Source organism: Mangrovimonas spongiae (assembly GCF_003944795.1).
Classification (GTDB): Bacteria; Bacteroidota; Bacteroidia; order Flavobacteriales; family Flavobacteriaceae; genus Mangrovimonas; species Mangrovimonas spongiae.
In genome coordinates this window covers 1-23,174 of sequence record NZ_RWBG01000006.1, presented here as the reverse complement: position 1 = coordinate 23,174, position 23,174 = coordinate 1, and the positions used below count along the sequence as shown (strand labels likewise).

Annotated in this window: 20 protein-coding genes; 13 read left to right on the top strand and 7 right to left on the bottom strand. The window is 33.8% G+C overall.

Annotated elements, in window-relative coordinates:
* The first annotated feature begins 46 nt into the window (after nucleotides 1–46).
* Nucleotides 47–1,375, top strand: coding sequence for an MFS transporter (locus tag EJA19_RS12055; protein ID WP_125468634.1), 1,329 nt, complete (start codon nucleotides 47–49; stop codon nucleotides 1,373–1,375).
* A gap of 37 nt (nucleotides 1,376–1,412) precedes the next feature.
* Nucleotides 1,413–2,021 carry a hypothetical protein gene (locus EJA19_RS12050; RefSeq protein ID WP_125468633.1) on the top strand — a complete coding sequence of 203 codons (609 nt, stop codon included), beginning with the start codon at nucleotides 1,413–1,415 and terminating at the stop codon, nucleotides 2,019–2,021.
* 52 nt (nucleotides 2,022–2,073) lie between these two features.
* On the opposite strand, the gene EJA19_RS12045 is transcribed toward EJA19_RS12050, so the two are convergent.
* From EJA19_RS12045 to EJA19_RS12035, 3 genes are read right to left on the bottom strand one after another with little or no spacing between them, the layout of a single operon-like run.
* A complete protein-coding gene (locus EJA19_RS12045) occupies nucleotides 2,074–3,153 on the bottom strand; it encodes a DUF4097 family beta strand repeat-containing protein (protein WP_125468632.1) in 1,080 nt (359 codons plus the stop codon).
* Nucleotides 3,131–3,682: a hypothetical protein gene (locus tag EJA19_RS12040; protein WP_125468631.1), complete on the bottom strand. Its 552-nt coding sequence runs from the start codon at nucleotides 3,680–3,682 to the stop codon at nucleotides 3,131–3,133. Before EJA19_RS12040 ends, EJA19_RS12045 begins: the two co-directional genes overlap by 23 nt.
* 11 nt (nucleotides 3,683–3,693) lie before the next feature.
* Nucleotides 3,694–4,254: an RNA polymerase sigma factor gene (locus EJA19_RS12035; RefSeq protein WP_125468630.1), complete on the bottom strand. Its 561-nt coding sequence runs from the start codon at nucleotides 4,252–4,254 to the stop codon at nucleotides 3,694–3,696.
* 226 nt (nucleotides 4,255–4,480) lie between these two features.
* Here EJA19_RS12035 and lon point away from each other — a divergent pair, with 226 nt between their 5' ends.
* From lon to EJA19_RS11990, 9 genes are all read left to right on the top strand, one after another.
* A complete protein-coding gene (gene lon / locus EJA19_RS12030) occupies nucleotides 4,481–6,931 on the top strand; it encodes an endopeptidase La (protein ID WP_125468629.1) in 2,451 nt (816 codons plus the stop codon).
* A 95-nt stretch (nucleotides 6,932–7,026) separates the two neighbouring features.
* Nucleotides 7,027–8,055 (top strand): type IX secretion system protein PorQ, encoded by a 1,029-nt coding sequence (gene porQ, locus EJA19_RS12025; RefSeq protein ID WP_125468628.1) that lies wholly within the window; start codon nucleotides 7,027–7,029, stop codon nucleotides 8,053–8,055.
* Nucleotides 8,052–8,747, top strand: coding sequence for a (d)CMP kinase (cmk, locus tag EJA19_RS12020; protein WP_125468627.1), 696 nt, complete (start codon nucleotides 8,052–8,054; stop codon nucleotides 8,745–8,747). The genes porQ and cmk overlap by 4 nt, the downstream gene beginning before the upstream one ends.
* Before the next feature lie 178 nt (nucleotides 8,748–8,925).
* Nucleotides 8,926–10,764: a 30S ribosomal protein S1 gene (gene rpsA, locus EJA19_RS12015; RefSeq protein WP_125468626.1), complete on the top strand. Its 1,839-nt coding sequence runs from the start codon at nucleotides 8,926–8,928 to the stop codon at nucleotides 10,762–10,764.
* A gap of 313 nt (nucleotides 10,765–11,077) precedes the next feature.
* A complete protein-coding gene (locus tag EJA19_RS12010) occupies nucleotides 11,078–11,824 on the top strand; it encodes a T9SS type A sorting domain-containing protein (protein ID WP_125468625.1) in 747 nt (248 codons plus the stop codon).
* A gap of 137 nt (nucleotides 11,825–11,961) precedes the next feature.
* Entirely contained in the window at nucleotides 11,962–12,501 is a 540-nt protein-coding gene (pyrR, locus tag EJA19_RS12005; RefSeq protein WP_125468624.1) for a bifunctional pyr operon transcriptional regulator/uracil phosphoribosyltransferase PyrR, read from the top strand.
* A gap of 9 nt (nucleotides 12,502–12,510) precedes the next feature.
* Nucleotides 12,511–13,440: an aspartate carbamoyltransferase catalytic subunit gene (locus EJA19_RS12000; RefSeq protein WP_125468623.1), complete on the top strand. Its 930-nt coding sequence runs from the start codon at nucleotides 12,511–12,513 to the stop codon at nucleotides 13,438–13,440.
* Nucleotides 13,441–13,444: 4 nt separating this feature from the next.
* Nucleotides 13,445–13,777, top strand: a complete 333-nt coding sequence (locus tag EJA19_RS11995) for a ribonuclease Z (RefSeq protein ID WP_125468622.1) — start codon at nucleotides 13,445–13,447, stop codon at nucleotides 13,775–13,777.
* A gap of 1 nt (nucleotide 13,778) precedes the next feature.
* Nucleotides 13,779–14,690: a ribonuclease Z gene (locus EJA19_RS11990; protein ID WP_125468621.1), complete on the top strand. Its 912-nt coding sequence runs from the start codon at nucleotides 13,779–13,781 to the stop codon at nucleotides 14,688–14,690.
* Here the strand turns inward: EJA19_RS11990 and EJA19_RS11985 are convergent.
* On the bottom strand, nucleotides 14,683–15,015 hold the full coding sequence (locus EJA19_RS11985; protein WP_240640288.1) for a hypothetical protein: 333 nt from the start codon (nucleotides 15,013–15,015) through the stop codon (nucleotides 14,683–14,685). The genes EJA19_RS11990 and EJA19_RS11985 overlap by 8 nt on opposite strands.
* 176 nt (nucleotides 15,016–15,191) lie before the next feature.
* Here EJA19_RS11985 and pdxH point away from each other — a divergent pair, with 176 nt between their 5' ends.
* Both pdxH and EJA19_RS11975 read left to right on the top strand, forming a co-directional pair.
* A complete protein-coding gene (pdxH, locus tag EJA19_RS11980) occupies nucleotides 15,192–15,845 on the top strand; it encodes a pyridoxamine 5'-phosphate oxidase (protein ID WP_125468619.1) in 654 nt (217 codons plus the stop codon).
* 155 nt (nucleotides 15,846–16,000) lie between these two features.
* Complete coding sequence (locus EJA19_RS11975) at nucleotides 16,001–16,495, top strand: CAP domain-containing protein (RefSeq protein ID WP_125468618.1); 495 nt, start codon at nucleotides 16,001–16,003, stop codon at nucleotides 16,493–16,495.
* A 298-nt stretch (nucleotides 16,496–16,793) separates the two neighbouring features.
* On the opposite strand, the gene EJA19_RS11970 is transcribed toward EJA19_RS11975, so the two are convergent.
* The 3 genes from EJA19_RS11970 to EJA19_RS11960 form a co-directional block, all read right to left on the bottom strand.
* The gene (locus tag EJA19_RS11970; RefSeq protein ID WP_125468617.1) at nucleotides 16,794–18,710 is read right to left on the bottom strand and encodes an OmpA family protein; all 1,917 of its coding nucleotides are present in this window, start codon (nucleotides 18,708–18,710) and stop codon (nucleotides 16,794–16,796) included.
* 11 nt (nucleotides 18,711–18,721) lie between these two features.
* Nucleotides 18,722–19,648, bottom strand: coding sequence for a PorP/SprF family type IX secretion system membrane protein (locus tag EJA19_RS11965; protein ID WP_125468616.1), 927 nt, complete (start codon nucleotides 19,646–19,648; stop codon nucleotides 18,722–18,724).
* Nucleotides 19,649–19,661: 13 nt separating this feature from the next.
* A partial coding sequence (locus tag EJA19_RS11960) for a gliding motility-associated C-terminal domain-containing protein (RefSeq protein WP_148101712.1) occupies nucleotides 19,662–23,174 on the bottom strand: 3,513 nt, incomplete at its 5' end.

Genomic DNA, 23,174 nt, shown 5'->3' with positions numbered 1-23,174 from the left:
AAATAAATACTTACTTTAGAAGCTGCTTAAAAAAAGCAGCTTTTTTATGGAGAAATTTGAAAAAGGAAGTAAAAAACTTCTTAACGCATGGGCGTTTTACGATTGGGCAAATTCGGTGTATACCCTTACCATAGCATCAACTATTTTTCCCATTTTTTATGGGACTTTAAATTTTATTGATGGTAATAAAGTCCAAGCCTTTGGCTTTGAAATAAAAAACACAGCGCTTATTTCGTTTGTTACAGCCTTTGCGTTTTTAGTTGTTGCATTTATTTCTCCAATATTATCCGGTGTTGCCGATTATCTGGGTAATAAAAAAGCCTTTATGAAATTTTTCTGTTATTTAGGTGGAATAGGTTGTATTGGTTTAAATTGGTTTAGTTTAGATTATATATACTTAAGTTTACTGTTTTACTTTTTTGGCTTAATAGGGTATTGGGCAAGCTTGGTATTTTATAATTCGTATTTGCCAGACATTGCTTTTCCAGAACAGCAAGATCGTGTGAGTGCTAAAGGGTTTTCAATGGGATATATAGGAAGTGTATTATTGCTTCTAATTAATTTAGCCATGGTGATGTATCCTGAACAGTTTGGTATAACAGGAACAGCAGAAGAAACTGCCGTAAAAGCTATGCGCTATTCGTTTATAACGGTTGGTTTGTGGTGGGTATTATTTAGTCAATATACATTCTATATTTTGCCCAAAGGGGTTTCAACAGGAAGAAAAGTTACAAAGCATGTATTAATGAATGGCTTTAAAGAGCTTAATACGGTTTGGCAAGCTTTAAAACAAAATATTATTCTAAAGCGTTATTTGTATGCTTTTTTTGTATATAGTATGGCGGTGCAAACGATTATGTTGGTGGCTACCTATTTTGGCGAGCAAGAAATAGCTTGGGGAACAGAGCAGGAAAAAACCATGGGATTAATTATTAGTATTTTGGTTATACAAGTAGTTGCTATATTAGGTGCTGTGTTAACCTCGAGAGTTTCAGAAAAAATAGGAAATATAAAAACATTAATTGCTGTTAACTTTATTTGGATGGCTATGTGTTTTGCTGCATACTTTGTTACAAAACCTGTAGAATTTTATATAACTGCCTCTTTTGTTGGTTTGGTTATGGGAGGTATTCAGTCTTTATCACGGTCTACTTACTCTAAGTTTTTACCAGAAACAAAAGACACGACATCGTATTTTAGTTTTTTCGATGTTTCTGAGAAAGTTGGTATTGTGATAGGTATGGTTATTTATGGCACCATAGATCAAGTTACTGGAAGCATGCGTAATGCTATTGTATTCTTATTCATCTTTTTCTTGCTAGGCATTATATTGTTATTTCGTGTATTAAAAACTCAAAAAAGGGAAGTTGATTAAAAATTATTATGTTTGTCTAAATAAACTTAAATCTATTATGAAAAATTTTAAAAAGATAACGTTACTTTTTGTATCACTTTTAGCATTAAGTGCTTGTGATAACGAACCATTAGATGGTGATTTTGGTAATAATACTGGAGAAACAGGTGGCGGTGGTGGATCGGCAAATCCAGCTGATTTAATTGGTGACTGGGAAATTGTTTCTTTTGAAGCAACTACTGCTAACGAAATTGATATGATGGGACAAGTCTTTTCTACTGGTTTTGAAGTTGAAGGTGTAGAAATGGATTATATTGTAACTTTTACCGAAAGTACTTTTGAAACTAATGGTAATTACAACATGGAATTAACTGTTTTAATGGATGGACAACCAACGCAGACGATGTCGCAAACATATACCGATGTGACAGGTTTTGGAACTTATACAACAGATGGAAACACAATGACGACTGATGGTACTTTTTTTGATTTTAATTTTGATGGTGTAGATATGTCTGAATTTGGAGGTCCGCAAACAGCACAATATTCATTTTCTAATGGTGGGCAAACACTTACTATGACGCAAGATACGCAAGAAGTGGAAACAAATAATGGCGCAGAAACAATAACTATAGTTAATTCAACAACAGTTTTAAATAGGTTGTAAGCTAACCTTTAAATAATAAAAAAAGCCTCTCAGTTTCGAGAGGCTTTTTTGTTTACTTTCTTTTTAAAGTAACACTCCCATAATCTGAAGTAATAGTTATACTATTTCCAGAATTACTTTTTCCATAATAACCTTTATAGGTTTTATCGCTACCATCTTTATCTTTTAAAGAAAATTGTAATGTGTTGTCACTACTTAGAGATGCATAGGACAAATCAAAATCAAAGTTAAAGTTATAATTAGCATCGTACCCTATTTTTATGCCTGTGTAATCTGACTCTATAGTAATGTTTTCGGCATTTTTAGTGATGTTATCTATTTTTATTGAGCCATAATCGGCTTTAATAGAAGCATTTTTATATACATCGCCAACAATAACTGTAAGGTAGTCGCCATTGCCTTCAATATTATTTACTTGATCAATTTTTACGGTACCATAATCGCAATTATAATGAACGTTTTCGGCAAGTTCAATTTCAGTATTTGTATAATCGGCATTTATAGTAATATTTTCAACTTTTGAAATAGTAAAATCGCTGTAATCGGCATTTATACTACCGCTTTTTATGTAATCGAAATAGCAGCCTTTGGTGTAATCAAAATTAAAGCTATTGTTATCGGCTAGTAATTCTTTGGTGGTTATTTTACCATAATCGCAGTTAATTACTGCGCGACCTTCTAGTTTATCTAAATTGACGTTACCATAGTCGTTACTTAAGTTTACAGCGTTTGTTATGGGCATTTTTACAAGGTAGTTAACCTGCATGTTTATGTTGCTATTTCCGCCCCAATTCCACCAACTGCTCTTGAGTTTATTGAAAATTGTTTTTGCTGAAACATGGTTTGCAGAATTATCAAATTCAACCGTAATATTATCTAGCTTTTTTTGAACTTTTTCTTCATTATCGCCACTTGTTTTTATAGTAACTTCAATAGTTATTTTATTTTCGTTCCACGTGACGATGTTTAAGTTTCCGTAACTATTATCAATATGTAACTCGGCATTAGCATTAACATTAAAGCTACGTTTTATTGTTTTTTCTCTCTCATGCTTATCGTTTACTGTTGCAAATGAAAATACTGGAATAAACAGAAAAACAAGAAATGTTTTAAAATGTGTTATTGGTGTCATAATCTGTGTTTTTTAATTGATTTTGTAAGTCTATTTGTTTTAGAGTATTTTGTAAAATGTCAATTCTACTTTGAAAATTGGATATCATGGCATAAATAACGCGTTGGTCTTGACCACTTTTTACCAAATCCGTTTTTAGTTTTTCGTACTCATGCTCTAGTTTATTAAGTTGAAGCATGGCGTCTTTAATAACCAATTTGGTTTCTGGGTTTTTAGCTTGATTTAGTTTTTTTAACTCAGCAGTAATCGTTGAGGTGAAAAAACTTTCGGCTTGTGCCATTTCTGGAGACACATTGGCTAAAGAAGCCGTTTCGTGTGTAGTGGTATTAAGTATTCCTAGAGTAAAAACTATGGCTATAATTGCAGCTATACTAACGAAAGGTTTCCATAAAAACGTTATCTTTTTAGGGGTGTCTTGCTCTTGTTGTTGAAGCTTATTTATAAACCTTTTCTCGTGTCCTGTTCTAGGAGATTCTATATCAAAATCACCTTTTAAGCCATTAAATATTTGTTCTATATCGTCTTTCATAAGCTCTAAAATTAATTAACCATAGGTTCTAACTTCTGTCTTAAACTAGTTTTTGCTCTAGAAATAGTTGTTCTGCAATTAGCATAAGACAAATTCATAATATCACATATTTCTTCGTAATCGTATCCTTCAATTAAATGTAGGGTTAAGGCAATTCTATAATTTTCTTTAAGCGAATTCATAGTTTTAAGAATTTCCTTAGCTTTTAGTTGTGTAAAGTTCTCGGTATTATTATTTATACTTGAGTCTTCTTCAATTTTAAAAGCAACATCATCAAAAGGAACGTTTTGATATTTATTATTTTTATTAAAATGATAAATACTTTTGTTGACTACAATACGTTTTAACCAAGCACCAAATGTGTTTATATCGTTTAAGCTGTTAAGTTTTGTAAATGCTGTTAAAAAAGCATCTTGCATGATGTCTTCAGCAACATAATCATTTTTTACAATCCTGTAACTTATATTATACATAGCCTTGTGGTACCTATTGTAGATTTCCAGTTGCGCAAGTTGGTTACCTACTTTACAAAGCTTAATAAGCTGTTCGATATTTTGATGGGTTAGTGTCAATTAAAACGTTTTGCTGTTATATAGATAGCATATTTTTTAGTTTGTTACAGTTATCTTGAAAAAAATAATTCGTGGCATATTAATTGTCGGTATAGGTAGCAAATGTATCTTGGTTATTAGCTTAAATGCTTGAAAAACAAAGAGACATTTGATTTTTTAATTTAAAAATAAGCAATAGATTTCTGTTATATTGTATTAATTATGACAGAATGGCTCAAATATTACTATGAAGAAAACAAGTTTTTTAAGTCTTGACAGTTTGTCATTGCAAGAATTTGACGAGAATGCCGAGTTAATTCCGTTAATGACTCCAGAAGACGAAGAAGAAATTAACAAAGAAGATCTACCAGAAACTTTACCTATACTATCGTTACGAAACACGGTGTTATTTCCAGGGGTGGTTATACCAATAACTGCCGGTAGAGATAAATCTATAAAGTTAATTAACGATGCCAATTCCGGAAGCAAAGTAATTGGTGTTGTTGCACAAAAAGATGAAGAGGTAGAAAATCCTTCGCCAACCGATATTTATAAAACAGGTACTGTAGCACGTATATTACGAGTACTAAAAATGCCAGATGGCAATGTCACTGTTATTATACAAGGAAAAAAACGCTTTAAAATAGATGAGGTTTTAACAGAAGAACCTTACATGACAGCAACTGTAAGCGATGTTAAAGAAGAAAAGCCAGAACCAGCTAGCGAAGAGTTTGGAGCCATTATAGACTCGATTAAAGATTTGGCGTTACAAATTATAAAAGACAGTCCAAACATTCCTACCGAAGCTTCGTTTGCCATTAAAAACATTCAAAGTAACTCCTTTTTGGTAAACTTTGTATCGTCTAATATGAATTTAGATGTTAAGGATAAGCAAAAGTTACTTGAGATAAATCATTTAAAAGATCGCTCTCTCGAAACCTTAAAGTATATGAACATAGAGTTCCAAAAACTGGAGCTTAAAAACGATATTCAGCTTAAGGTTCAAAACGACATGAGCCAACAGCAACGCGAATATTTCCTTCACCAGCAAATGAAAACCATTCAAGAAGAATTGGGAGGTGTAAGCCACGATCAGGAGTTGGAAGAAATGAAAGAGCGTGCAAAAAGCAAACAATGGGACGAGAAAGTAGCTAAGCATTTTGAAAAAGAAATAGCTAAAATGCAACGCATGAACCCGCAAGTTGCAGAATACTCAATCCAGCGTAATTATCTAGACTTATTTCTAGAGCTTCCTTGGAATGAATTTAGCAAGGATAAATTCGATTTAAAACGTGCTAAGAAAATTTTAGATCGTGACCATTATGGATTAGACGATGTGAAACGCCGTATTATAGAGTATTTAGCCGTACTTAAGCTGCGTAACGACATGAAATCGCCTATTCTTTGTTTATACGGCCCTCCAGGAGTTGGTAAAACCTCTCTAGGAAAATCTATTGCCGAAGCCTTAGGCAGAGAATATGTACGTATGTCCTTAGGTGGTTTACGCGATGAAGCCGAAATACGCGGTCATAGAAAAACTTACATTGGAGCTATGCCAGGTCGTATCATTCAGAATTTAAAAAAGGCAGGAACGTCAAACCCTGTATTTGTATTAGATGAAATAGATAAACTGGCAAGTTCGCATCAAGGTGATCCATCATCGGCAATGTTAGAAGTTCTAGACCCAGAACAAAATAGCGAGTTTCATGATAACTTCTTAGAAATGGGCTTCGATTTATCTAAAGTAATGTTCATAGCAACATGTAATAGCTTGTCTACAATTCAGCCAGCATTACGTGACAGAATGGAAGTTATTAATGTTACAGGATATACTATTGAAGAAAAAGTAGAAATCGCAAAAAGACATTTATTGCCAGATCAATTAAAAGAACATGGTTTAAATACCAATAACTTAAAAATTGGTAAACCGCAATTAGAAAAAATTGTAGAAGGCTATACCCGAGAATCTGGTGTTCGTGGTTTAAATAAACAAATAGCTAAAATGGTGCGTCATGCCGCCAAAAATATAGCTATGGAAGAAGACTATAATATAAAAGTTACTAACGATGATGTTATTGACGTTCTTGGCGCTCCTAAACTAGAGCGTGATAAATACGAAAATAATAATGTCGCTGGTGTAGTAACAGGTTTAGCGTGGACAAGAGTAGGAGGCGATATTTTATTTATCGAATCTATCCTTTCAAAAGGAAAAGGTAATTTAAGTATTACTGGAAATCTTGGTAAGGTGATGAAAGAGTCGGCAACCATTGCTATGGAGTATATTAAGTCCAATGCAAAAACATTTGGTATAAATCCAGAGGTATTCGATAATTATAATGTTCATATTCACGTACCAGAAGGGGCAACTCCTAAAGATGGACCAAGTGCAGGAATTACTATGTTAACTTCGTTAGTATCGCTATTCACACAACGCAAAGTAAAGAAAAACTTAGCCATGACAGGAGAAATAACATTACGAGGAAAAGTACTTCCTGTTGGCGGAATAAAAGAAAAGATTTTAGCAGCTAAACGTGCTAGAATTAAAGAAATTATTCTTTGTGAAGACAATAAAAGAGATATAGATGAAATTAAAGAAGAATATCTTAAAGGATTAACCTTTCACTATGTTTCCGATATGAGTGAAGTAATCAACATTGCTTTAACAAATACTAAGGTCAAGAACGCCAAAAAACTATAATACAAAACCCCGAAATTTTTCGGGGTTTTTTTATGACATAAAAATAAATTAAACATACTGTCGTTTTAAGATAGATTTAGTTATTTTGCAGCTTTATGTCAAGAAAAATAACCTTTTTACTTTTTTCATTGCTATTTAACTTTGTAGCTAGTGCGCAAGTTGGTGGAGAAACTACCTACCAGTTTTTAAACTTGGTGTCGTCGCCACGACAAGCAGCTTTAGGGGGGAAGGTATTAACTAATGTAGATTACGATGTTACCCAAGCACTTTATAATCCGTCAACTATTAATGTTGAGATGGATAACCAATTAGCGGTAAATTACACCAGTTATTTAGGCGACATAAATTATGGCACAGCAGCCTATGCTTACACATGGGATAGGCGTACACAAACATTACACATAGGTGTAAATTATATTAACTATGGTAAGTTTGATGGATACGATGAATATGGTAACGCTACCAATACATTTACAGGAAATGAAGCTGCAATATCTGTAGGTTATGCACGTCAAATAGGATATTCAGACTTTTATTTAGGAGGCAATGTAAAGCTTATTACTTCTAAGCTAGAACAATATAATTCTTTTGGTGCCGCATTAGATGCTGGATTACTTTATATAAATGAAGATATCGAGTTTCAAGCTTCTTTGGTTGTTAGAAATGCCGGGTTTCAAATAACCACATATGCCGGGCAAAACGAACCATTACCATTAGAAATTGCATTTGGTATGTCGCAAACCTTGGAAAATGTCCCATTACGCTGGCATTTAACATTCGAAAACTTACAAAAATGGCCCATTGGTGTGGCCAATCCAGCACGCGCTGAAACCGATTTAGAGGGTAATCAAACTCAGGATGAAGTAAGTTTTTTTGGAAATGTGTTAAGACATACTATTATAGGTGCAGAATTATTTCCTAAAGGCGGTTTTAATATTCGTTTAGGATATAACTTTAGAAGAGGCGAGGAGTTGCGTATTGTAGATCAAAGAAACTTCTCTGGAATATCGGCAGGTGTAGGACTAAAGTTTGGTAAGTTTAGGTTTAGTTACACACATGCACGTTATACAAGCGCCTCGAACGCAAACTTTTTTGGTATGCAAATAGATTTAAGTGGCCGATGAAAAAAATTACAATAGCAATAGATGGACATTCTTCAACAGGGAAAAGTACAGTCGCCAAACAAATAGCATCACATTTAGGATATACCTATGTAGATAGTGGCGCTATGTATAGAGCAGTTACACTTTTTGCTATGCAAAATGGTTTTATTACTAAAGAAGCTTTTAATGTAAATACATTAGTAGAAAATCTTCACAAACTTCGTATTCAATTTAAATTTAATAGCGATTTAGGATTTTCAGAAGTCTATTTAAACAATAAAAACGTAGAAAAAGACATACGTACGTTAAACGTTTCATCTTTTGTAAGTCAAGTAGCAGCCGTTCCAGAAGTTCGTTATCAATTAGTGAAGCAACAGCGCAAAATGGGCGAAGATAAAGGTGTGGTTATGGACGGACGTGATATAGGAACTGTTGTATTTCCTAATGCTGAAGTTAAAATTTTCATGACAGCGTCTGCCGAAGTTCGAGCACAAAGGCGATTTGATGAATTAGTTAACCGAGGTGATCAAGTAGTGTTTGAAGATGTTTTAAAAAATGTAAAAGAACGCGATTATATAGATTCTCACAGAGCTGATTCGCCTTTAATTAAAGCCAATGATGCTATAGAAATAGACAACTCATCACTTACCCAAGAAGAGCAATTACATAAAATTCTTACCATAATTCAAGATGCCCAAAAATCAATGGGGTAATAGTTTAGTTTTTAGCAAAATAAGATTAGGTTATTCTAATAAAAAGTAGTATTTTTGCACTCCTTTTAGCGGATAGTCGGAAATAGAGAAAGGATAGTAAACAAATTTTAAAAACACTTCTGTGTGTTTCGCTTTAAATCTTCCGTAATCATACAGAATACAAATTTTTAATCAGCACATGGCTGAAAAAGCAAAACAAGCTGAAGTTGAAGCAACTGAAGCAAAAACAACAGAAACTCCAGAAATTCAAGTTTCTGAAGCTCAAAAAAATCCAGAACAATTTTTAAAAGACTTTAACTGGCACAATTACCAAGAAGGTATTGATGAGGTTGAAGATTCTCAATTACAAGAGTTCGAAAAATTAGTAGCCGATAACTTTGTAGATACTTTAGATGATGAAGTTGTAGAAGGAGAAGTTATCCACATTACAGATCGCGATGCTATTATCGATATCAACGCAAAGTCTGAGGGTGTTATTTCATTAAATGAATTCCGTTACAACCCAGATTTAAAAGTTGGTGATAAAGTAGAAGTATTAATCGATGTACGTGAAGATGCTACTGGACAATTAGTATTATCTCACCGTAAAGCTCGTGTAATTAAAGCATGGGATCGTGTAAATGCAGCTCACGATAACGGAGAAATCGTTAAAGGTTTTGTGAAGTGTAGAACTAAAGGAGGTATGATTGTTGACGTATTCGGTATCGAAGCATTCTTACCAGGTTCTCAAATCGATGTAAAACCAATCCGTGATTACGATGCGTATGTAAACAAAACTATGGAATTTAAAGTGGTGAAAATTAATCACGAGTTTAAAAACGTAGTGGTGTCTCATAAAGCACTTATCGAAGCAGATATTGAAGAACAAAAGAAAGAAATCATCAGCCAATTAGAAAAAGGTCAAGTACTAGAAGGTGTTGTGAAAAACATTACATCTTACGGTGTGTTTATCGATCTTGGTGGCGTAGATGGTTTAGTTCATATTACAGATCTATCTTGGTCTAGAATTAATCATCCAAACGAAATCGTAGAATTAGATCAAAAACTTAATGTTGTAATTCTTGATTTTGATGAGGATAAATCTAGAATCCAATTAGGATTAAAACAATTAAGTAAACACCCATGGGACGCTTTAGGTGAAGATGTTAAAGTAGGTGATAAAGTAAAAGGTAAAGTAGTTGTTATTGCAGACTACGGTGCATTTATTGAAGTAGCTGAAGGTGTTGAAGGATTAATTCACGTATCTGAAATGTCATGGTCTACACACTTACGTTCTGCACAAGATTTCGTATCTGTAGGAGACGAAGTTGAAGCACAAATCTTAACTTTAGATAGAGAAGAACGTAAAATGTCCCTTGGTATTAAGCAATTAACACCAGACCCATGGACAGATATTACAACAAAATACCCTGTAGGATCTACACATAAAGGTATTGTACGTAACTTTACAAACTTTGGTGTATTTGTTGAATTAGAAGAAGGTATCGACGGATTAATTTATATCTCAGATTTATCTTGGACTAAGAAAATTAAGCACCCATCTGAGTTCTGTAACGTAGGTGATGAGCTAGAAGTAGTTGTTCTTGAGTTAGATGTTGAAGGTCGTAAATTAAGTTTAGGACACAAACAAACAACAGAGAACCCTTGGGATAAATACGAAGCTGAATTTGCAGTAGGAACATCTCACACTGCCGAAATTTCTGATATCGTAGACAAAGGTGCAACAATCGAGTTTAACGAAGATATCGTTGCTTTTGTACCAGCACGTCACTTAGAAAAAGAAGATGGTAAAAAACTTAAAAAGGGAGAAGAAGCAGAGTTCAAAATTATTGAGTTCAATAAAGAATTCAAAAGAGTTGTTGCCTCTCATACAGCCATCTTTAGAGAAGAAGAAGCAAAAATAGTAAAAGCCGCTGCTAAGAAAGCTGCTAATGCTGCTGCCGAAGCAAAACCAACATTAGGTGATGCTAACGAAACGCTTCAAGCACTTAAAGATAAAATGGACGGTAAGAAATAATTCTTCCCCACATTTTTAAATAATAAAAAGCCTTGCAAATGCAAGGCTTTTTTTATACCCAAAACATGGTAAATGTTAGAATTTTATGTATTTCATAGATTTTTATTGCGTTTAGTTGTTTTTATTGCATGTTTTTAACTAGCTTAAATGGGAAACATTTCGTTTTTTTAATTTTATTTAAAAAATACATAATATGATATAGACCTCAAATTAGAATTTCATAATAATTATAAAGCGCTTTATAATTAGACTAAATATAATTCCCCTAACAGATTAATAGTCTATTATTTATTAACCCTAAACACTTATTATTATGAAAAAAATGTTACTTAGTTTAGCATTGTATGCATTCACCTTATGTGCTTTTGCACAAAGTGGAAACACCATTGAAGATGCCATTGTTATTGATGGTGCTGGTGTAGATTTAAATGTATTGGATTTTAATTCAGCCACGTCATCAGCATTAACACCAGCTTGCGGGACTTCGGCCGACGTGTTTTACAAACACGATATTTCTAACGGTGATAATAAAATTACCATTGGGATGGCTACTTTAGGGCTCTCCTTAGGATCTCAAATAGATTTTCAAATTTTAAAAGCAGTTAATGGCGACACTAACAATTTGGAAGAAATTAGCTGTTCGTTTTACGATGTTATCATTTTGGTAGGAGGTAGCTTTGAAGTAGTTATAGATGATGTAAACCCTAACGATGATTATTACTTAAGAGTTTATATTCCATCGGGAACACTTTCGTTTTTAACCGATTTGCTAAACCTTACAACCATGACTATGTATAGCGAATTTGATGCAACGTTATCACTCAACCAAGAAAATTATACCAAATTTAAAATGGTAGTTGGTAAAAATAGTGTGCAATTAATTAATAATAAAAGTTATACATCCTATCAGCTCTATGATTTGTCAGGTAGATTAATTGCTTCAAAAAATAGCATAAAAACATTAAAAGCAATTAACACAAGTTATTTAAACAATGGTGTTTACATTATTAATTTTAAAGGTAATGGACAAACAAAATCATATAAGTTCATTAAAAGTTGATTGGTAAAAACATAATACATTTTAAAAAGAGTTCCTAAGTAAGGGACTCTTTTTTGTAAGCAACATAACTATATAACTTCATTGTAACCTACACTTTTTTACCGTAACTTTGCTTTTTAGATACTTTTGGTTACAATATGAGTCATAAAGCTTTACTTAGTGCAAAAGAGGTAAACATCATTCTTCATCGATTGGCTTGCCAACTTATTGAAAACCATTATGATTTTAAGAATACAGTTCTAATAGGCCTACAACCTAGAGGCACATTTTTAGCAGAAAGACTAGCTCAAATTTTAGAGCAAGACTATAAGGTTAAAAATATTAAGTTAGGGTTTTTAGATATTACTTTTTATCGTGATGATTTTAGAAGAGGCGAAAAAATACTTGAAGCAAACACTACCCAAATTAACTTTTTAGTTGAAGATAAAAACGTTGTATTTATTGACGACGTATTGTACACAGGAAGAAGTATTAGAGCAGCTCTAACAGCCATTCAATCTTTTGGAAGACCTAAAGAAATAGAGCTTTTAACCTTAATAGACCGAAGATTTAGTAGACATTTACCTATACAACCCAATTATAGAGGAAGACAAGTAGATGCTATAAATGAAGAAAAGGTAAAAGTAAAATGGGTTGAAAACGACGGTGAGGACGCTGTATATTTAATTAAGAACTAAACAATAACCATGAGCGAATTAAGTGTTAACCACTTATTGGGAATTAAGTATCTAAAAGCATCTGATGTTGATTTAATTTTTGAAACAGCAGACCACTTTAAAGAAGTTATAAACAGACCCATAAAAAAAGTCCCTTCATTAAGAGATATTACGATTGCCAATCTCTTCTTTGAAAACTCTACGCGAACTAAATTGTCTTTCGAATTAGCAGAAAAAAGATTGTCAGCTGATGTGATTAATTTTTCGGCGTCTCAATCTTCAGTTAAAAAAGGCGAAACACTTATCGATACGGTTAACAATATTCTTTCCATGAAAGTTGATATGGTTGTAATGCGCCATCCTAATCCAGGAGCAGGAGTGTTTTTATCTAATCATATTAATGCAAGTATTGTAAATGCTGGCGATGGTGCGCACGAACACCCTACACAAGCCTTGTTAGATTCGTATTCAATAAGAGAAAAACTTGGAGAGGTTAAAGGTAAAAATGTGGTTATTGTTGGCGATATTTTACACAGTAGAGTAGCCCTTTCAAATATTTATGCGTTGCAATTACAAGGTGCCAATGTTATGGTTTGTGGCCCAAAAACATTATTGCCAAAATATATTAATAAATTAGGCGTTAAAGTTGAAACTAATCTTAGAAAAGCCTTAGAATGGTGCGATGTAGCTAATATGCTAAGAGTACAAAACGAACGCATGGATATTAATTATTTTCCATCTACCAGAGAATACTCTCAGCAATTTGGTGTAAATAAAGCCTTGTTAAACTCTTTAAATAAAGAGATTGTAATTATGCATCCAGGACCAATAAATAGAGGTGTTGAAATTACAAGCGATGTTGCAGACTCTGATCAAGCTATTATACTAGACCAAGTTCAAAACGGTGTTGCGGTTAGAATGGCTGTAATTTACTTGCTAGCTTCTAAAATAAAACAATAAAATTATGATAATAGATAAAGATGGTAACATTTCCATAATTACACAGGAAAAAGCTTCTATTATAGAACTGGTAAAGAAGCTAGATGTTATGTACGAGCGTTTTAAAAACGATAATATTATCGTAAACTTAACCAGCCTAAAACCTATATCGTTACAAGAAATAGTGGAGTTTTTAAGACTATCTAATAATCATAGAGCAGCCAAAAACTCTTTTGTAATAGTTTCAGAAAAAGTGAATTTTGATGACATCCCAGACGAAATAGTTGTTGTGCCAACACTACATGAGGCTTACGATATTATTGAAATGGAAGAAATGGAACGAGATTTAGGGTTTTAGTATGAAACTTACCATTTTAGGTTGCCATAGTGCTACACCACGAATAAACACCAATCCTACTTCGCAAGTTTTAGAAATAAAAAATCATGTATTTTTAATTGACTGCGGAGAAGGAACGCAAGTTCAGCTTAGAAAAAATAAGGTGAAATTTAATCGCATAAAGCACATCTTCATTTCACACTTACATGGCGACCACTATTTTGGTTTAGTAGGTTTAATATCAACATTTAGACTACTTACAAGAGAAACCGATTTACACATTTATGGCCCCAAAGGAATCAAAGAAGTTATAACACTTCAAATGAAGTTAGCAGACTCTTGGACGAATTACAGACTTATTTTTCATGAATTAACTTCAAAAGCTTCAGAAGTTATATTTGAAGATAATCAAGTACAAGTGTCAACAATTCCGTTAGATCATAGAGTTTATACTAATGGTTTTTTATTTCAGGAAAAACCAGGCGAAAGAAAATTACGTGTAGGAGCTGCAATTGATGCTAATATTGATAAAGCTTATTATAGAAAACTAAAGCAAGGTTTTGATGTTGTAAATAATGATGGCGATTTAATAAAAAACGCCGATGTTACATCGCCACCTGTTAAACCAAAAAGTTATGCGTTTTGTAGCGATACAGCTTATAACGAATCTATCTTACCAATAATTAAAGATGTTGATGTGCTATATCATGAATCTACTTTTTTAGAGAAACATGAAAAACTAGCAAAACCAACAAAACATAGTACGGCTAAACAAGCAGCAAAAATAGCCAAGCAAGCCAATGTTAAGACGTTAATTTTAGGACATTATTCTACGCGTTATGATAATTTAAACGCCTTTAAAAGTGAAGCACAAGAGGTGTTTAATAGCACTATTGAATTATCTAAAGAAGGGAAAACGTTTAAATTTAATTAAACTCTCTTAAATTTTCTACCCATTCTATAGCTTGCTCAAGACTAGCACATCGTTTTATACTATTTTTAGAAAACCTTTTTTCAATAGTAGCATTAATGTAATTCATTTCAGAATATGAAACGATGGCACTAGCAACAATAAAACCAAACTCCTCATTAAAGTTAATCCAAAGATGTGGTTCTATAGAGTAGGAGTTAACTCTATTAGAAATATGAGCTAATTTAACGTTGTTATTACCATAAACATCATAAATCGTGGAGATAACCTGTGTTATTTTATCCCAATCAAAATGAATGCCTTCATTTAATTCGGATATAAAAAACATGTCACAAAAATAAAAAGTACCAAAACTGTATACTACTTTTTTGTGTTCAAGACGTTTGTAAAAGGGGCTGTTTTCAAATGTCATTTTCCTCAAAAAAGCCTAAATTTATGTCAAATAAATCAAGAATTAAAAATTATTCTTGGTAAAAGAATGATACATAGAAAATAATCTTTATAATGAAAACAAACTTAGGGAGTTACAGAAAATCTTACGAAAAACATATTTTAACCAAAGCGGAAACACCTGATAATCCTATGGTATTATTTAAGGAATGGTTTCATGAAATAGATGAAAATTTTCCAAAAGTAGAAGCCAATGCCATGACATTATCTACAATTGGTGTATCGGGGTTTCCAGAAAGTAGAATTGTACTTTTAAAAGAAATGGATCATGATAGTTTAGTATTCTTTACTAATTACAATAGTAATAAAGGAAAGGCAATTGCTAAAAACCCTAATGTATGTTTGTCCTTTTTTTGGCCAGAGCTAGAGCGACAAGTTATTATTAAAGGTGTGGCTAATAAAACAAGTAGCGATATTAGTGATTCTTATTTTAAGTCTAGACCCAAAGGAAGTAGGATAGGTGCCTTAGTTTCTAATCAAAGTGAAGAGGTAGAAAGCCGTGATAGCCTAGATAAGAAATTAGTAGAGCTTTCAGAAGAATATGCTGATAAAGAAGTATCCCGACCAGATTGGTGGGGAGGTTATAAAGTAACTCCGTTAGAGTTTGAGTTTTGGCAAGGAAGACCTAATAGACTCCACGACAGGATTTTGTATGTATTAGATCAAGCTAAGACTACTAATTGGTTAAAAAAACGACTATCTCCTTGATTTTATCGTTTAAAAGCATTTTAAGTACTTTTATGTCGTTTAAAAACATATAAAATCGGTGAAATACATGTTTTTCATCGATTTTAACATTTTATTAACAGTTTGTTTTAGATAGGATTCTAATTTTACAGAACCAAATCTAAAATAACCTAACAATGAAACGACCTACCCTACTACCAATTTTGGTATTATTATGTTTATTTACTTTTTCATGTTCTACAGATAGTATAGATGAAAACGATAACAAAGTAGCCTCTACATTTGTTGTACCAGAAGCCAAACAAATAGAAATTGAAATACTTGAGCTTATAAATGAGTATAGGCTTACTAACGGTTTTAGTGCTTTAGATAATATGGATATTATAAAGTCGCAAGCCTTTAGTCACACAGATTATATGGTAGAAACTAGAGATGTTTCTCATCATAATTTTTTCCAAAGAAAAAACTACTTAATTAATAATGCAGGAGCAACCAAAGTATCAGAAAACGTTGCCTATGGGTTTTCATCGGCACAATCTGTTGTTAATGCTTGGTTAGATAGTCCTGGACATAAAGAAAACATTGAAGGTGATTTTACTGATTTTGACATATCTGCTGAGATGGATAGTGAAGGGAGATGGTACTTCACGAACATCTTCTTAAAAAAATAAAAGCTAAGGAATAATATGTAAGCTATATTATTTTTTAACAATTATTGTTGTTAAATTTTAGATTCCTCATGTTGTTTGTTTAGCATGAAGTAAACCGCTCTGTTATGGGGCGGTTTTTTTTGTGTAAGTAAATTTAAAGCCACTCTTTTTTTAAAGAGTGGCTTTAGGTAATAAGAATTACTTTAGGAAATTAGAATGTGTAAGCTATATAATTACTATGAACCTTATTACCCACTGTTTTAATAGGACATAAAAAGCTGTCTAAACATGAGTTTAAACAGTCTTTTTATAATAGAAATTAATTTTTACCAGACAGAATAATAAATTTAGATCGTCTGTTTTCTTGATGCTGCTCTTTAGTACATTTTACACCATTAGAACACTCGTTTACTAATTGTGTTTCACCATAGCCAATAGCACTTTCTATACGTTCTGGAGCTATATTTCTAGATAATAAATAGTCTCTTGTAGATTTAGCTCTTCTGTCAGATAATTTCATGTTATATCTGTCACCACCACGGCTATCGGTGTGCGATTCTATTTTAATAACCATATCAGGATGAGCACGCATAACTGAAACAATATTTTCTAGCTCGTAAGCAGCATCAGCTCTAATATCCCATTTATCGAAATCGAAGAAGATAGGGTTGATAACTATTTCATCATCAATAATTAATGGCGTTAATGATAAATCTAAAGTGTTTACTTCGGCAAGTTCAATTCCTGTTGTAATATCTTTATGGTCGTCTTTATAATCCTGTTTAGAAGCTAAAACGGTATATTTAGTACCACATTTTACCTTAAACTTATATTCACCTAACTCTGTACTATTAACTTCTTTTAAAATTTTGCCATCTTCGTTTATAAGTTTAACAGTGGCGAGTTCTATAGGTTCGTTTGAATGGCTATTTTTTACAATACCTTCTATAGTTTGATAGCATTCAATGAACGCATATATGTCGTCGCTTCCAGCGCCATTAGGTCTGTTAGAGGAGAAGTAGCCTGTTTGGGTATCAGAATCTATAAAATAAGCAAAATCATCGTAACTGGTATTAATAGGAGCGCCTAAGTTTTCAGGGTTGCTAGAATTACCTTTTAAAATATCAGATTTAAAAATGTCTAAAAATCCTAAATTGATATTACTGTCTGATGAAAAATATAGCGTACTGTCTTTGGCTACAAAAGGAAACATTTCTTTTCCTTCTGTATTTATTTTAGGTCCCATATTTTCTGGGGTTCCATATTCGCCATTTTCATTAATAGTTACCTTGTAAATATCTGTTTGTCCAAAGCCACCTTCGCGATCTGAAACAAAGAACAGAGTTTTATCATCTGGACTTAAAGCAGGATGACCACTAGAAAAGTATTTATCGTTAATGGGCAACTCTTTAATATCTGTCCAAGTACTGTCAATAAAACTAGCTTTATAAATTTTTAAGTGTGATGTACCTTCTCTGTCAGTACGTAACCTGTTGTTTTTGGTAACATTATCTCTAGTGAAATACATTGTTTTTCCATCTTGAGTAATAGCAATGTTAGATTCGTGATAAATAGAGTTTATGTTTTTAGCATCAATTTTTTGAGCACTGTGATGTGAATTTTCACCGTCTTGTTCTTCAATAGACGCTTCATAAATATCTAAATATGGTTCACCGTTCCAATCATATATTTTGTCTTTTCCATCTCTAGCAGATGAAAAATATAGTTTACCATCATGTTTATATGCACCAAAATCTGAATACTTAGAGTTAATTTCTAGAGATTTTACACGCATATATACGTCATCATCAGATGATAATTGTTGGTATAAGTCAAGGTTATCAAAATTTAAACCAGCAATTCTATCATCATCGGGGTTTAAAGCTTTGTATTTATCTAACCAGGTTATGGCATCTTCATAATTTCCTTGTCCCTTTAGAGCTTGGGAGTATTTGTAAATATAAATTGGTTCAAGGTCTTTTTCATGAAGCTCTACGGCCATTTTATACCATTTGGTAGATTCTTCAGAGTTAGAATTATTATAATAACAATCACCTATTCGGGTTAGTACATAGGCACTACTGTCTCCTTTTTTTACGGCTTCTTTATATAAATCGACAGCTTTTAAATAAGCATAGTCTTTATAAAGTTTATCGGCAACTCTTACTTGTTGTTTTTGAGAAAACCCAAAAACACTATAAAGAGCAATTACGGTAAATAATATTTTCGCTTTCATAAGTACGTTTTTTAGAAGTATCTAGGTGATTTAACTCGTCTTTCTCTGAATAGTTCAAACATGACTATAATTTCATGTGTTCCTCCTGTATAATCATTAATGTCGGATAGCGGATATTCATAGGCGTATCCAATTCTAAATTGTTTTGAAACTTGAAAATCTGCTATACCTCCAAGAGAAGATGTGTTTTCATTAATTCTATAGCCACCACCTAGCCAAAATTTTTCATAGAATAAAAAGTTTGCCGTAACATCGTAAGACATTGGAGCTCCATTTGTAGCTTTAACTAAAAAGGCTGGTTTTAATTTGGTGTTTTCTGATAAACTGAATACATAACCACCAGTAAAATAGTAACTTACTCTTTCAAGAGCAGCATAGTCTTGACCGCTGTCGCTATCATGATAATCATTAGTGAAAATTCTAGGAGCTGAAAGCCCTAAATACCATTTGTTGGTATGCCAGTATAAACCAGCACCAATGTTAGGACTCCATCTGTCTTCAATACCATAAATATTAGGGTCTTGCGCGTTAGGGTCTAAAGCTTGTCTGTCTAGACGATAACTTGTAAACCCAGCTTTAAGACCAAAGGCTAGTTTGGTTTTTTCTCCAGTGTTAATAGTATACGAAAAGTCACCATACATGTAAGTGAAACGTTCATCTCCTAGCTTATCATTGATAAAAGATAAACCAAGACCTATTTTTTCGTTTCTTAATGGAGAGTGGACAGATAGGGTTTGTGTTATGGGACCGCCATCAAATCCAACCCACTGACTTCTATGAAGTCCAACAACGCTTAGAGTTTCTCTACTACCAGCATACGCAGGGTTAATAGAAACAGTATTAAACATGTACTGCGTAAATTGAGGCATCTGTTGAGAAATTCCCAAAGAAGTACTCAGTAGGGCAATAGCAACTATATAATTTTTAACAAGTTTCATAGGTTTATAGTATTTATTTGGTTCCTACGTAGATATGTCCTGTAAACGGTTCAAATCCACTATTTCTTAAATTCACTATGTAATAATATGTTCCAGTTGGAACTTTATCAGCATTACCTATTGCGGCTTTATGAGCTTGACCATTCCAATTATTTTGGTAATTGTTTGCTTCAAAAATCATAGCTCCCCAACGGTTAAATATTTTAACATCAACTGTAAATCCACATTCTTCAACACCAGTAATTTCAAAATACTCATTCCATTGATCGCCATTTGGCGTAATAGCTTTAGAGATTTCTACGTTAGATCTTTCACAATCAGGTGAAGGAAGAACAATACAATCATCATGAAGGTTTATGGTTAATTCAGTTGTTTCAACACAACCATATTCAGTTTCGGTAGTATGGTTTAAAACATACGTTCCAATTTCAAGTGTTGAAGGTAAAACATACCCATCAACAATATCACTTAATGAGATGTTTCCAGATTGAACTTGCCATGGAATATTTATATTACTTACATAACTGTAAAGATCAATAGCACCATCGTCAATACATCTAGTCTCACTTAGTTGTGTTACCGTTTCGTAAACAGATACAAAAACAGATTGATTAAATGATGCTTTATTTCCACAGGCATCAATTACTGACCAACTCCAAACAATTTCATAATCATTGTTAGTACCATCAAAAGTGCTATTTTCCGAAAAGTCAACAATAGTTACTTCAGAACAATCACTAAATTCTAGAGTTGGTGGTGATGGAATTTCATCACAACTCACAAAAATATCTGATAAGTCATTTAATACTTCAGGAGCTGTCGTATCGGCCACATTAATAGTTTGTGTTTGCGTCGTTGTGTTACCACAATCGTCCACTAAGGTCCATGTTCTAGTGATAATACTTTCAGAAGGACAGTTGCCATCGGCCACACTATCTGTATACGTTGCTTCAATATCAGCAGAACAGTTATCCGCTTCATCCGTTACATCCCCAGTTAAGGTAAGGTCTGTTGGATCTTGATCACATTCAATGGTAATATCTTGCGGTACTGAGAATGTTGGGTTAGTGGTATCGACTACATTAATAGTTTGTGTTTGTGTCGTTGTGTTACCACAATCGTCTACTAAGGTCCATGTTCTCGTAATAATACTTTCAGAAGGACAGTTGCCATCGGCCACGCTATCTGTATACGTTGCTTCAATATCAGCAGAACAGTTATCCGCTTCATCCGTTACATCTCCCGTTAAGGTAAGGTCTGTTGGATCTTGATCACATTCAATCGTGATATCTTGCGGTACTGAGAATGTTGGGTTAGTGGTATCGACTACATTAATAGTTTGTGTTTGCGTCGTTGTGTTACCACAATCATCAACAAGAGTCCATGTTCTCGTGATAATACTTTCAGAAGGACAGTTGCCATCGGCCACGTTATCTGTATACGTTGCTTCAATATCAGCAGAACAGTTATCCGCTTCATCCGTTACATCTCCCGTTAAGGTAAGGTCTGTTGGATCTTGATCACATTCAATGGTGATATCTTGCGGTACTGAGAACGTAGGATTAGTCGTATCGACTACATTAATAGTTTGTGTTTGCGTCGTTGTGTTATCACAATCGTCTACTAATGTCCATGTTCTCGTAATAATACTTTCAGAAGGACAGTTGCCATCGGCCACGCTATCTGTATACGTTGCTTCAATATCAGCAGAACAGTTATCCGCTTCATCCGTTACATCTCCCGTTAAGGTAAGGTCTGTTGGATCTTGATCACATTCAATCGTGATATCTTGCGGTACTGAGAATGTTGGGTTAGTGGTATCGACTACATTAATAGTTTGTGTTTGCGTCGTTGTGTTACCACAATCATCAACAAGAGTCCATGTTCTCGTGATAATACTTTCAGAAGGACAGTTGCCATCGGCCACGTTATCTGTATACGTTGCTTCAATATCAGCAGAACAGTTATCCGCTTCATCCGTTACATCTCCCGTTAAGGTAAGGTCTGTTGGATCTTGATCACATTCAATGGTGATATCTTGCGGTACTGAGAACGTAGGATTAGTCGTATCGACTACATTAATAGTTTGTGTTTGCGTCGTTGTGTTATCACAATCGTCTACTAATGTCCATGTTCTCGTAATAATACTTTCAGAAGGACAGTTGCCATCGGCCACGCTATCTGTATACGTTGCTTCAATATCAGCAGAACAGTTATCCGCTTCATCTGTTACATCACCAGTTAAGGTAAGGTCCGTTGCATCTTGATCACATTCAATGGTGATATCTTGTGGTACTGAGAACGTGGGATTATTGGTGTCTTCAATAGTGAATGTAGCAGTAGTTGTACTTTCATTACCGCAACCGTCAGTTGCTGTAAATGTAACTGTGGCGAAACCTGTTGCTCCACATTCACTTGAAAGAGCGGTGAAGTCATTTGACCAAGTAATTGCTGAGCAGTCATCGGAAACTACAGCACCACCATTACTAGTTAACCAATCATTTAAATCAGTTATATTTCCGTCCCCACCACATTCTACAGTTTCGTTAGAAGCTTCTGTTGAAATTACTGGAGCTGTTGTATCTTGAATAGCATAGCTTGCTGTTGTGGTTATTGAATTACCACATTCATCAGTTGCTGTAAAAATGACATCTACAGGAGTAGAGCAGTCAGAATCAGCACCATTATAATTATTTGTCCAAGTGACATCTCCACAATTATCTGTAGCTTGAGCACCTCCGTTATTGTCTAACCAGTCTTGAATAGCACCATTATTTCCACTTCCATCACATTCTACAATTAAGTCACTTGCTGCTATATCAATTGTAGGGTTGATATTGTCATTTATATTGTATGTGTAAGTCCAATCATTTGAATTTCCAGCACAATCGGTATAATTCCATGTATAGGTTTTTACACCATCACAAGTAGGGTCGTTGCTAACAATTGGTCCAGTTGGAGTTATCATATTTCCACATGCATCTTGAACCTCTGGAGGTGTAGGAACAGCTTGTGCGTCATCAATACAAGTAACCGTTGAGCTTTCGCCATTAGGTACGGTAAATGCCGGTAATTCGATATTATACGTATAGGTATATACGGCTTCGTTATTAGCACAATCGGTATAGGTAAAGGTATAGACTTTCGCCCCTTCACAAGCTGGATCAGCATTTTCAGTGATTACTGGTGTGATATCATTACCACAAGCATCAGCTACGACAGGCGCGGTAGGTTGTACAGCATCGGCTAAACAATCTACTGTTTCCGTTTCACTAGCTGGTACGGTAAATGCCGGTAATTCGATATTATACGTATAGGTATATACGGCTTCGTTATTAGCACAATCGGTATAAGTAAAGGTATAAACTTTCGCCCCTTCACAAGCTGGATCAGCATTTTCAGTGATTACTGGTGTAATATCATTACCACAAGCATCAGCTACGACAGGCGCGGTAGGTTGTACAGCATCAGCTAAACAATCCACTGTTTCCGTTTCACTAGCTGGTACAGTAAATGCCGGTAATTC

Bases quoted from the DNA above. Each gene is read 5' to 3' on its own strand.
- EJA19_RS12055 (WP_125468634.1), top strand. From the start codon at position 47: ATGGAGAAATTTGAAAAAGGAAGTAAAAAACTTCTTAACGCATGGGCG.
- EJA19_RS12050 (WP_125468633.1), top strand. From the start codon at position 1,413: ATGAAAAATTTTAAAAAGATAACGTTACTTTTTGTATCACTTTTAGCA.
- EJA19_RS12045 (WP_125468632.1), bottom strand. From the start codon at position 3,153: ATGACACCAATAACACATTTTAAAACATTTCTTGTTTTTCTGTTTATT.
- EJA19_RS12040 (WP_125468631.1), bottom strand. From the start codon at position 3,682: ATGAAAGACGATATAGAACAAATATTTAATGGCTTAAAAGGTGATTTT.
- lon (WP_125468629.1), top strand. From the start codon at position 4,481: ATGAAGAAAACAAGTTTTTTAAGTCTTGACAGTTTGTCATTGCAAGAA.
- porQ (WP_125468628.1), top strand. From the start codon at position 7,027: ATGTCAAGAAAAATAACCTTTTTACTTTTTTCATTGCTATTTAACTTT.
- cmk (WP_125468627.1), top strand. From the start codon at position 8,052: ATGAAAAAAATTACAATAGCAATAGATGGACATTCTTCAACAGGGAAA.
- rpsA (WP_125468626.1), top strand. From the start codon at position 8,926: ATGGCTGAAAAAGCAAAACAAGCTGAAGTTGAAGCAACTGAAGCAAAA.
- EJA19_RS12010 (WP_125468625.1), top strand. From the start codon at position 11,078: ATGAAAAAAATGTTACTTAGTTTAGCATTGTATGCATTCACCTTATGT.
- pyrR (WP_125468624.1), top strand. From the start codon at position 11,962: ATGAGTCATAAAGCTTTACTTAGTGCAAAAGAGGTAAACATCATTCTT.
- EJA19_RS12000 (WP_125468623.1), top strand. From the start codon at position 12,511: ATGAGCGAATTAAGTGTTAACCACTTATTGGGAATTAAGTATCTAAAA.
- EJA19_RS11995 (WP_125468622.1), top strand. From the start codon at position 13,445: ATGATAATAGATAAAGATGGTAACATTTCCATAATTACACAGGAAAAA.
- EJA19_RS11990 (WP_125468621.1), top strand. From the start codon at position 13,779: ATGAAACTTACCATTTTAGGTTGCCATAGTGCTACACCACGAATAAAC.
- EJA19_RS11985 (WP_240640288.1), bottom strand. From the start codon at position 15,015: ATGTTTTTTATATCCGAATTAAATGAAGGCATTCATTTTGATTGGGAT.
- pdxH (WP_125468619.1), top strand. From the start codon at position 15,192: ATGAAAACAAACTTAGGGAGTTACAGAAAATCTTACGAAAAACATATT.
- EJA19_RS11975 (WP_125468618.1), top strand. From the start codon at position 16,001: ATGAAACGACCTACCCTACTACCAATTTTGGTATTATTATGTTTATTT.
- EJA19_RS11970 (WP_125468617.1), bottom strand. From the start codon at position 18,710: ATGAAAGCGAAAATATTATTTACCGTAATTGCTCTTTATAGTGTTTTT.
- EJA19_RS11965 (WP_125468616.1), bottom strand. From the start codon at position 19,648: ATGAAACTTGTTAAAAATTATATAGTTGCTATTGCCCTACTGAGTACT.